Raw genomic sequence first — 2,882 nt, forward strand, 5'->3', positions numbered from 1 at the left:
GTCCGGGGGCGGGCCGGGTACGTGGACCACGCGGGCCCGGCCGCGCAGACCCGCCCGGATGCCGTCCAGGATCGACACCTCGTCCTGGGGGAACACACCGGCACTGCCACCGCCCTGGGTGCGGGTGCGGGCGGCCGGAGCGCCGATGACGGCGACCGTGCCGAGACCGGCGGGGTCGAACGGGAGGACGCCCCGGTTGGCCAGCAGGACCGCTCCGGCCGCCACGGCGCGCCGTGCCAGGGCGCGGGCCTGCCGGGACGGCAGGATCGGCCGGGCCGGGACGGGAGGCCGGCCCAGGGCGCCGCACCAGGCTGCCAGCCGCAGCAGCCGGCGCGCCTTGTCGTCGATGGCCGCTTCCTCGACCTCCCCCGCCGCCACGGCCCGCAGCAGGGCCTCGCCCCACTCCTGCGCCGGCCCCGGCATCAGCAGGTCGAGACCCGCGCGCGCGGTGGTCCTGGTGTCGCGCACGGCACCCCAGTCGGAGACCACGACGCCGTCGAACCCCCACTCGGTCTTCAGGGGTGCGGTCAGCAGCGGGTGGGCGGTCATCGTCGTGCCGTTCACCCGGTTGTACCCGGCCATCACCAGCCGGACGCCCGCCGCCACCGCCGCTTCGAAGGGCGCCAGGTGGACCTCGCGGAGCGTGCGTTCGTCGGCCCGTACGTCGACCGTGAGCCGGTCGGTCTCGGCGTCGTTCGCCACGAAGTGCTTGGCGGTGGCGGCGACGCCGTGCGCCTGGATGCCGCGGACCAGGGCGGCACCCATCCGGCCGGTCAGCTCCGGGTCCTCCGAGAAGCACTCGAAGTGCCGCCCGGCCAGCGGGCTGCGGTGCAGGTTGAGGTTGGGGGCGAGGACGGCGTGGACGCCCTTGCGCCGGGCCTCGCGGGCGAGGAGGCCGCCGAGTTCCTCGACCAGCCGCTCGTCCCAGGTGGCCGCGAGCGCGGAGGCCGACGGGAGCAGCACGGAGGTGCCGCGTTCGTCCCACGCCTCCCCGCGCACCCCGGCCGGGCCGTCCGACAGCACCAGCTGCCGCAGGGCGATGTCGGGCAGCCCCACGGTGCGCCACGTGGTGGCGCCCGTGAGCAGCAGGATCCGGTCCCGTAGGGTCAACTTGTCGAGCAGACGGTCGAGTTCGTCCCGGTCGGTCATCCCCACCCGCTCCTCACCCCCCTCTGTTCTCTGTCGTCGTGGCGGTGGGGAACGTCAGCCGTAGACGCCGAACTCGTACAGCGAGTAGCCGTAACCGGTGCCCCGGGCCGTGCCGTCGACCCGGACGTAGCGGCCGGTGCCGGTGACGTCGAAGTCGTCGACGCCGCCGTTCCCGTCCGTCACCGTGCGCACGGTCTGCCAGGTCCGGCCGTCGTCGGAGGTCTGCACGGTGTACGCCTTCGCGTACGAGGCCTCCCACTGCAGTTGCACGTGGTGGAACGTGGTGCGGGCGCCGAGGTCGACCTGGATCCACTGGGTGTCGCTCCAGTCGCTCGCCCAGCGGGTGTTCGGGTCGCCGTCGACGGCCTTGGCCGCGGTGCAGGGGCAGTCGCCGTAGCTCGGCTGGTAGGAGGAGGCGGTGGCCGGCCTGCCGAGGGCCAGGTTCGTGCCGTTCGGTACCGGCGGCACCACCCGGACCGAGCGGCTCTCCACGCCGACGTTGCCGTGGCCGTCCTTGACCTTGACGTACATCTTCCACACGCCGGGCCGGTCGGGTGCCGTGACCTTCAGCCGGCCGCCGCCGAGGTCGGTGACGGCGAGCGGGTTCAGCTCCTTGCTCTTGTCGATGTACATGCTGTTGTCGAGGACCTCGTAGGACGTCGCGTCGCCGTCGGGGTCGGCCGCCCTGACGTCGAGGACCAGGTCGCGGCCGGCCTGCACCTTGCCGGGGTCGCCCTCGACGCTCAGCCCCGAGATGACGGGCGGGGTGTCGTCGTGGGAGGTGTCCGCGCCGTAGGCCTTCTTCACGGCGTAGTACGACAGCCGCTTCTGGCCGGCGGGCAGCAGGTTGAACCAGATGCCGCCGAAGTCGTACTCGGTGCCGTAGTGGAACATGGTCGCCCCGAGCGCGACGCCCCGGTGGCCGGTGACGCAGTTCCAGGCGCGGGTGTAGCCGTCGGCCTTGGCCCGGTCGGTGGGCTCCTGCGGCACGCCGTTGGAGTCGTCGGGCACCTCCCACTCCCCGGCCGGACCGGTCTCGGTGACGATGTACGGCTTGGTGTAACCGCCCTGTTCCCAGGCCGCCTTCACGTCGCAGACGGCGTTGTAGGAGTTGACCGCGTACAGGTCGAGGTCGGGTGCGTTCTTCTTGAAGTAGGGCCAGGCGCCGACCCAGGCGTCCGTCGAGGTGACCGGGTGGTCGGGGTCGACGGCGTGGATCCGCTTCGTGACGTCGTTGACGAACGTGGTGTAGGCGTCGCGCTGCCGCTCCAGTTCGACGCCGCTGTAGCAGTTCTGCAGTCCGAGCACCGACTCGTTGCCGACGTCCCACATGAGCACGCCGGGGTTGTCCTTGTAGGTCTGCGCCCACTTGGGGAACTCGTCGAGCATCTGGTTCTTGTAGGCGGTGTCGGTCAGGTAGTTCACGCAGCCGCCGCTGCCCGGGCCGCCGCCGGGCTGCAGCCAGAACCCGGCGATGACCTTGATGCCGTGCGCGGCGGCGGAGTCGAACAGGGTCTTGCTGGTGGCGTCGGTGCCCCAGGTGCGGACGGTGTTGACGCCCATCGACTTCAGGTCGGTGAGGTACCGGTCGGCGTCGGCCGGGGCAGGGCCCCAGGTCAGGCCCTTGATCTGGTAGGGCTGCCCGTCCACGGTCAGCTGCCAGTTGCCCTGGGTGCCGGTCACCTTGACGACGCTGCCGGCCGCGTGGGCCTGGGCGGCCGGCTGCGTCGTCA

The 2,882-nt window shown here is 72.3% G+C and carries 2 protein-coding genes; both read right to left on the bottom strand.

Going from position 1 to position 2,882, the window contains the following annotated elements; genetic code table 11:
• The coding region (locus V7E45_RS39685) for a glycoside hydrolase family 3 protein (protein WP_333779153.1) at positions 1 to 1,149 on the bottom strand (1,149 nt) is incomplete at its 3' end.
• Positions 1,150 to 1,203: 54 nt separating this feature from the next.
• Positions 1,204 to 2,882 (bottom strand): discoidin domain-containing protein (locus V7E45_RS39690; protein ID WP_333779154.1); only part of this gene is annotated, 1,679 nt, incomplete at its 5' end.

Source organism: Streptomyces sp. IBSBF 3136 (genome assembly GCF_036815105.1).
Taxonomy (GTDB): Bacteria; Actinomycetota; Actinomycetes; order Streptomycetales; family Streptomycetaceae; genus Streptomyces.